The sequence below is a fragment of the Haloarcula sp. CBA1122 genome, assembly GCF_009741785.1.
Taxonomy (GTDB): Archaea; Halobacteriota; Halobacteria; order Halobacteriales; family Haloarculaceae; genus Haloarcula; species Haloarcula hispanica.
The window spans coordinates 19,201-27,012 of the sequence record NZ_WPCB01000045.1 but is presented as its reverse complement, the minus strand read 5'-3'; the positions used below and the strand labels follow the sequence as shown (position 1 = coordinate 27,012).

Sequence of the window (7,812 nt, the reverse complement as noted above, 5' to 3'; positions counted from 1 at the left end):
CTTCAACCCCACAAGGGTCCGTCTGAAACCATTTCACGGACCGTTGTGTGCCGCGCGTTAGGCTTCAACCCCACAAGGGTCCGTCTGAAACGATGACACATCATCAACACGCAATCATGCCGATGGGCTTCAACCCCACAAGGGTCCGTCTGAAACTCGCTTTGAGGTGAGCCGGGCCGATGAGTGATATAGCTTCAACCCCACAAGGGTCCGTCTGAAACAACGCAAACAACGAGGCATGTCGCCGTCGCGCTCCAGCTTCAACCCCACAAGGGTCCGTCTGAAACCCTGCACGTCGCCCCCGCACTGCATACACTCACGCGGCTTCAACCCCACAAGGGTCCGTCTGAAACCGTGATGGATGTCGATACGAGGACATCGGCTGACGCGCTTCAACCCCACAAGGGTCCGTCTGAAACCATGCCGGATCTGGGCAGTACAGCCACTCTCTGGGACGCTTCCACAGCGGTACTTTCGTCGACCCTCAATACCCCCTGCACCCCCGGGGGGTCGATGAAATAGGCGTGATGCGAGGCCGCTACAATTCGATAGTATGCGTAATGAGTGTGATGTCTCTTTTTCCGTTTTCACGGGCGGCCGGAGAGCCACCCTCTGTATACGGCGGGGTACCCGCTCGTGCGTCTCGGGAGTTCCGTCCGTCCGCGCAAGGCGGCCTCGCGGTATGTGATTTCCAGCCACAAGTTCCCGTATCCTCGGGAGGGCCAACCGCTGTTCGTGTCGTACTATCCGTGCAGCCCCAGCTCTCAATGCTGGTGTTCTCCCCGGGGGTCGGTATGATGTGCGACCGCTATCTCGGCCGATACGTGGCCTTTGTACAGGGCTCCACGCTTCGTGCCGAGCGTGCCGGCGGGCAGGCATAACGCGTCGTATCGTCGACGACGCGCACGCGGTGAAGCACCCGCGTCCCAGGACGCGACATATAGCCAGCGTCTGGTTACATCGTCGTTTTGGCCAAAGTATGATAACGATTACGCCCGTCAGCACGGTGGTAGATGCAGACCAGCATCACTGAGTTCACTGCTGGCACTGACGAACTCGACATTACCCGGACGATCCGGTGTAAGCTCGCCACCAGCAACGCGAAAAACGAGACTGTCCGTCGTGGGATCGAGGCCTACCAGCAGGTCGCCAGCCACATGGCTGATGTGCTGCCGTCCTACCCCGCATACGAGTGGAACCTCCAGAATACGCAGATGTATCATCAGGCCAAGCGAGCGCTCCCGGATGATGATGTGCGGTATAAAACCACGCTCGCACAGATGGCCAAGAACGATGTCGTCGAGTCGTTCACCAGTTGGCGCGAGCGCGGTGAAGACGGGAGGTTGCCTCGTGGCCAGTACGGCGACGCTGACTACCTTGGCCTCCGGCATGACGACTGCGAGATTCACGCGAACGACAAGGGCTGGGGCGTCAAGACGAGCTTTATTAGCTACAATCCAGTGTGGTTCCACATCCATGCTGGAGACTATCAGCGGCAGTTTCTCGAACGCGTGACTGATGACGATGATCCGGCAAGCGCCGGGTCTGCTGAACTTCATCTCCATGACGACGGGACGCTGTACCTCCACCAGACGATCACATGGCCAGTTGAAGTCTACCAGCCTGCCGAGGTCAGCACTGTTGTGGGCGTTGACCTCAACGATGATCCACTAGTCTGTGCAGCTGTCGTCGACGACGGTGATGTCGTGGCTGTCGAGTTGGAGTCGGGTGCTGAGTATCGTCACCATCGCGAGCGGGTGAAGCGTCGCCGGAGTGAGGCGATGGAGCGCAACGACCTGAAAGCGATCAAGGACGCCCGACTGCAGTACAATCGATATACCGATCATATCACCAACGTCGCCAGCAAACGTGTGGTTGACGTCGCTGCAGAGTATGCCCCGGCAGTCATCCATTTGGAAGATCTCACCCACTATCGCGAGACTGCCGAGGACCCAATTCACGACTGGCCCTTCGCCGAGATCCAAGAGAAGATCGCGTACAAGGCCCACGAGGCTGGCATTCCAGTCCAGGTAATTGACCCACGCAACACGAGTGTTACGTGTCGCAAGTGTGGGGAAACCAATCCAGCCATGCGAGATGGCGATGACTTCGAGTGTTGGGAATGTGGATACGAGGTCCATGCGGACGTGAATGCCGCGATCAACATCGCAAATACAGATCCATAGCTCGCCAGACAGTCACCAAGACAGCGGTCAGTACAGACGAAGGATTGCTCTATCCGGGGAAAGTTATTATTCCGACAATCTGGTTGTTCTCATCATGGTCTCTCTCCGAGAGGCGTCTCCTGAAGACGCAGCAGCGATGGCGCGTATTCAATCGGAGTCGCTCCGAGAGAACGCAGATGAGTACTACACAGACGAACAGCTTGCGCTTCTGGCACCCGCTGAGCCAGATGCTGAGGAAATTCCTGAGGATGAGTTTTCCGACGAGTCGTGTCGTCCAATTATTGCTGAATTGGATGGAGAGATCGTTGGATGGGGAAGCATCCATCTCAACGAGAACGTGCTGGCAGCAACATTTGTTGATCCCGACTACACAGGACAAGGAATCGGGCGCACAATCGTCGAGGAACTCGAAACAATCGCTCGACGGGAAGGCGTAGAGGTGCTGAGCGTTCCCGCGTCGCTAAACGCTGTTGGCTTCTACGAAACACTCGGCTTCGAAAAACAACGAGAAATCGATGCAAGTGGTCCCGACACACCAGAGATTCCGAGTGTCGAACTGACAAAGCAACTGTCCTAAGTACTCGACTCGCACACTTACTGAGCAGTCGTTCAACCGCCGCTAATGAGTAAGCAATCCGTATTCACCACCACTAGTAAGCCCGATTCGCAGCCGTCGAGGGTCAGTCACGACCGCTCGGCGTTCTGCGAGACACGATTCCGGATGTCCTCGATGATTTCCTCGAGGGGCTGGCGGGAGCCGATGCGAAGATCCGTCCCAGAGGCCGACGGCTGCGCGTCGTGGATGTCGACCTGCTCTGCCGTCGGCAACGCAGCGAACGCCCGTGACTCGACGAGTGACCAGTCTGTCCGATCGGCGGAGAGTGTCACCGTCCCCTCAGTCACGGGCGTGTCCAATTCGCTGGCGAGTTGCTTCGCGACGAGCGTGCACTCGCGGTCCGTCGTCAGCCCGGTGATCGACCGGACGATAGTATGTGGATCCGACACGGTCGTTGAAGATTCTCCGACAGGCCGATATCCGTAGTCGATGGCCACCTCTTGGCCGTCGCTGATGTTGCCCGATGACAGCGCGACCAGTTCACCGGGCTGGGCGTTGAGTGAGTAGTCTTGGCCCTCGACGTACTCAGTTGATGTGCCGGGATCGTAGACGGTCTCGCGGCCATGCACGAGTTCGGTCTCGTCCAGTGGGACAGCCGTGTCGTGCTGGGCAGTCACGCGCTCATCGCGACGCCGCAGCACCGAGCCCTTGATGACGACCTTGTCGACGGCCTGCTCGACGCGGCGTTCGTACTCCCAGCTGGAGACGTCGTCCTCGGCGTCGGTTGTCCGCTGGCCGGCCTCCGTCCAGATCACACGGTAGGAGTCGCCGTCGCGAACGGCCTGCCAGACCGTTCCCGGAGGAGCGATGCGGTTGAGCACCGTCGAGATATCGTCGTCGAACGTCTGATTGATGACGAGTGGTTGTTCGTTGAGGTCTGCATACAGTTCGTACGAACTGACGGACTGAGCGTTGTACCCATTCGCGGGAGATTGCTGTCGGCCACTCCCGTATCGGCTCAGGCCGAACCGAGCACGGACTGTACTCGACGCCTGGTCGAATGTCACGTCGACTGTTTCAGTGTTGTTCTCAGAGCCGTTCGATGGCACGTAACTGCCGCCCTGGTCGTTCGAGACCTGCAGTTGCTGGTTGGTCGAGACGTTGTCGTACGCCGCGTTGACCCGGGCACCCTCCGCCGAGAGCGACGTGACGGCGTCGTCGGTATCCTGTAGTAGCAGCTGTGGATGGGATTCCGGGCCGGGTAAGTAGCCATCACTGTTGACATTGTCTGGGAACGTGTAGCTGAATCTGGCGTCAGTCAGGCCGAGCGTGTCGACCTCGATGACGTTGCCGTTCTCTTCGGTGACGGCGATTTTGACACTGACCGAACTCCCTGCAGAAACACTCGGGGCGTCATTGGCTCCGTACGTTTGCAGGAAGGTAAACCGATCACTGCCGTATCCACCGGCAGGGATCAAATAAACACTGTTGCCGTCGATCGTCACCTCGAATCCGGGCCCAGAACCACTCGGCGCTCGAAGCCTGATCGAGGCACCAAGCTCGCCGGCCGGGATGTCGTACTGTGGCGTCCACGAGTATTCCAGTTCGTGCACTGTGCTACTCATCGCGACCATCTCACCAGCACTTGCGTTGCTGTCAGACCGGACGCCGCCGAAGAACGTCTCCTCTTCGGCTTCTCGGAGCCACGATGTTTGCGCGACCTCAAGCGTGCCGTTGTTCAGCTGCAGCGGCGATGTGCTCGGAAGGTCAGGCAGTAGCTGCTCCCACTCGCTCTGCGTGCTTGCTGACTGTACGAGTGTTTCCGTAGCTGCGCTGGGCGGCGCGTCGACGTCAGCCGTGTATGGCGTCTGTCCGATGATGTCATCAGCAACAAGATGCGCCGGTCGCGAGTCGACCTCCATCCGGACACGCTCGTCGAGTTCGACGGCGCCGCGTCCCTCTAGGATCCAGCCCCGCTCGGTCGCTCGCGGTGTGTCGACCTGATCGACCGGTAGCCGGACGCCGTTGAACCAGGCCCGCATCGGCTGGCCGTCGAAATCCCCACGAGCGTAGCGGTCGCTTGCCCGCACAGGAACCGATAGCCGCGGCAGGCCATTGATCGTCGGCTGTGGCGTGGGCTCGCCGACGACGTCCGGCCGCCAGATGTTGCCGCCGGGGTGGTCCACTTCTAGATACCAGCCGCGGCCGGGGACTATCGACGTCACTCTCTCACCTCGGATTTGGCGACGATATCAGAGACTTGGCCGGATACCCACTCATAACCTGCAGCTATTGGGTCGAGTCGAGTGACCAGTCCGGAGGGCGGTGCTGTGCCGTTGTCCGGGACGGTAAAGAGTGCGTTGTCCTCACCTCGCCAGACATTCATATCGAGACGATGCGTGTCGTCGTTTGCCGTATTCAGCCATTCAGTCTGGGCTGTGACTCGTTCAACACCAATCCGTTCGAAGTCGATAGACTGATTCGCCAGTCGGATGCCCCGAGCGAAACTTGGCTGTACGTTTCGTTTGAGCCGTCCCAGCGATAGGCGACGAGCTCGTCATTGATATTACTGTAGTCCTTGGTGTCGATGTTAAACTCGAGCTTCAGGTTCTCATTCTTGACCACGGGGTGGCCGATGAACTCGTGGCTACTGACAAAGCACCGCTGCCACGCTGGATCGATAGTCTGGACGCTGCCGTTGACAGTTTCGTTGATCGCTTTGTCTCGATTGTACGTGTCCCAGACAGTGACGTCAGCCTGCCACTCATCTTCGTATGGAATCTCGTACAGTAAGACCGGGTTGTCTAGCCCGTTGCGAGCATCGTGAATGTCGATGTACGTATGCTCTCCCCAGACAACCCGCTCTGGGCTTGCATTGACCTTTGAGCCAGTGACGTGGTCCCACCAGACCTCATTGTATGCATCACGCGGAATCGCGGCACGGGCGTCTGTGCCAGAGCCGAACGGGTTGTCGACCTGCTGTGGGCTGCAGTACAGCGCTCGGTAGTGTGAGTCGCGGGTGCCAGCAAGCGAGAGGCGTCCGTCGAAGCGTTGGAGTCGGGACTCCTGAGCCGTGGACTGTTCGAGCGTGACGTCCTCGAGCGCGACGTACGCATCCGTCTGGTCCTCGCGGTCGCCGTACCACGGCACGACTTCGATGCCGGTTGCGCTGAAGAGTTCCTCAAACTCGCGGGCGATCATGTTGCTGTACTTGCCCGCGACGACGCCTGCCAGCGGCCGCGAACCCGGGTCCGCGCCGAGGGTATCGACCTCTGGGGCGTCGCTGTTGAGCGGGGAGTTACTCGCGATCTGAAGCGATTGCGACTGGCTCGGCTTTTCCAACGCTGAGTCGGGAACTCTGAGTGCGTATAGTGTCCGCGCCATTATCCTGTTCGCTCCGTTGCACTGACTGCTTCGCTGAGGTCAAGCGTCCGGATGCAGGTCAGACTCATCGGGACGGTGCTACTCTTGTCGCGGTCCACAGAGCCCTGTGGATCCTCAATGTAGACGTTGACGTAGTCCTCGGGCATGATGCCGTCTGGTGCGTAACCGCCGTAGATGAGCCGCGCCGGCGTCATCGAATCAGGTTCCCCTTTTTCGAGGTAGTTGAGCAGTACCTGCTTTTTTTGGTACCGGTCGCCGGCGGTCGCGCTCCCAGAGTCGAGCACAGACTCGTCAGCTGTGTATCCCCACTGCCCGTCGTCGCCGTCGTCGCGGATCTCAACGTCCAGTTCCCAGTAGCGTTGCCCGGCACCGTTGTTGACGGTGATCCCATCAAGCTGCTGCTCGCCGATGATCTCGGAGATGGCGGCGAGTGCTTGCGAGAACCCATTATCGACGAGCGGGCCCGTGCGGATGCCGCCCTGGACTTCTGCCTTGCGCATCTCGAAGCGTCCGGTGCGCTGGGCACCCTCTATCTCAGCTTCGATCTGTAGGATGGGATATTCTTGCGCCGGCATCAGAGGGACCTCTCAAGGTCACGGCGCACTTCGTCGACGGTGCTGCTGATGATATCTTCCTTCTGACGCCGGTCGAGGCTCGCGTCCTGCTGGACGTTGACTGTCGTATCGCTGTTGATCGTTGTCTCACGGGTTGCAGCTTGCCTATTGCCTCGGCCAGCGCCGAAGCCCGGGAGAGTCCGATCAGTGAAATCGTTGGCCGTGTCTAACAGCTTGGGTAAGATGTTCACCGGCGGGATGATGCCGCCGGGCACACCTGTCGGACTGCCGCCGCTGCCACTGAATAGCTTCGCTGCACCGGCGCCGGCACCAACGATCCCACCAAGACCGAGTGCTTTGAGGATATCAGACGCAGAGATATCGGTCACCGGATCGATAATATCTCCAATGCTGGGGGATGCAGGGGACGATATCACATCGCTTGCAGTGACTGCAGCCTTCGTCCCAACGACTGCAGCTGGTCCAAGGACTGCACCTTGCGACACGACCGCCGACGCAGTCACAACTGCTTGGTCGCTGATGAGATCATTCGACAGGATCGACGCCGGGTCAGTAATGATATCGGCGACTGTCACCGATGCAGGCTCTTTGATGATATCCGACACAGTGACAGCTGTCGGACTGGGCGTCGGCTGTGGTGACGGTTGCGGACTCGGCTGCGGTGCTGGCTGCGGGCTTGGTGATCCGCCATCTCCGGGTGGTGGCGTTCCAGCATCCTGACCACCCGTCGGCAGACTATCGAGCAGTCCAGTCAGCGCACCAGAGAGGCCGGCGATCGCCCCGCCGACAGCGCCGAACCCCGCCCCGAGCAGCCCCAGTGTCCGGCCGCTGCCTCGGGCCCTCGAAAACCGCTGTGACTCAGACGACTCCAGCAGCTCACGCAGGAGATCGTTGCGTGTCTCGTTGAGGTCGAGATTGCGGTCGAGGTGGTCGACGGCCTGCTGAACTGCTCGGCCGCCGGAGCGGCTCGAGCCGTTTGCTGCCGAGGACGCACTGACTTCAAACGCATCCTCGATTTCGGCCTGTGCGCCTTCGATGCTGTCGATGACGAGCGTGCCTGTTGCGTCGAACTCACTCATAAGTCAGTCACCTGTCCACCCCAGCGTCCCGC

At 59.7% G+C, this 7,812-nt stretch carries 6 protein-coding genes and 1 CRISPR repeat array; of the genes, 2 read left to right on the top strand and 4 right to left on the bottom strand.

The features are described 5' to 3' along the window. Positions 1 to 419: direct repeats of the CRISPR family, unit length 30 nt; unit sequence GCTTCAACCCCACAAGGGTCCGTCTGAAAC. A gap of 594 nt (positions 420 to 1,013) precedes the next feature. Then, the gene (locus tag GJ630_RS15445; protein WP_191450282.1) at positions 1,014 to 2,186 is read left to right on the top strand and encodes an RNA-guided endonuclease TnpB family protein; all 1,173 of its coding nucleotides are present in this window, start codon (positions 1,014 to 1,016) and stop codon (positions 2,184 to 2,186) included. A gap of 94 nt (positions 2,187 to 2,280) precedes the next feature. Next, positions 2,281 to 2,763, top strand: a complete 483-nt coding sequence (locus GJ630_RS15440) for a GNAT family N-acetyltransferase (protein ID WP_191450280.1) — start codon at positions 2,281 to 2,283, stop codon at positions 2,761 to 2,763. A 107-nt stretch (positions 2,764 to 2,870) separates the two neighbouring features. On the opposite strand, the gene GJ630_RS15435 is transcribed toward GJ630_RS15440, so the two are convergent. From GJ630_RS15435 to GJ630_RS15420, 4 genes are all read right to left on the bottom strand, one after another. Further along, positions 2,871 to 4,967, bottom strand: coding sequence for a hypothetical protein (locus tag GJ630_RS15435; RefSeq protein WP_252718828.1), 2,097 nt, complete (start codon positions 4,965 to 4,967; stop codon positions 2,871 to 2,873). Between the two features lie 193 nt (positions 4,968 to 5,160). Then, positions 5,161 to 6,126, bottom strand: coding sequence for a hypothetical protein (locus tag GJ630_RS15430; protein WP_252718827.1), 966 nt, complete (start codon positions 6,124 to 6,126; stop codon positions 5,161 to 5,163). Beyond that, positions 6,126 to 6,701 (bottom strand): hypothetical protein, encoded by a 576-nt coding sequence (locus GJ630_RS15425; RefSeq protein ID WP_191450279.1) that lies wholly within the window; start codon positions 6,699 to 6,701, stop codon positions 6,126 to 6,128. Before GJ630_RS15425 ends, GJ630_RS15430 begins: the two co-directional genes overlap by 1 nt. After that, complete coding sequence (locus tag GJ630_RS15420; protein ID WP_191450277.1) at positions 6,701 to 7,780, bottom strand: hypothetical protein; 1,080 nt, start codon at positions 7,778 to 7,780, stop codon at positions 6,701 to 6,703. The genes GJ630_RS15425 and GJ630_RS15420 overlap by 1 nt, the downstream gene beginning before the upstream one ends. Between the last annotated feature and the right edge of the window lie 32 nt (positions 7,781 to 7,812).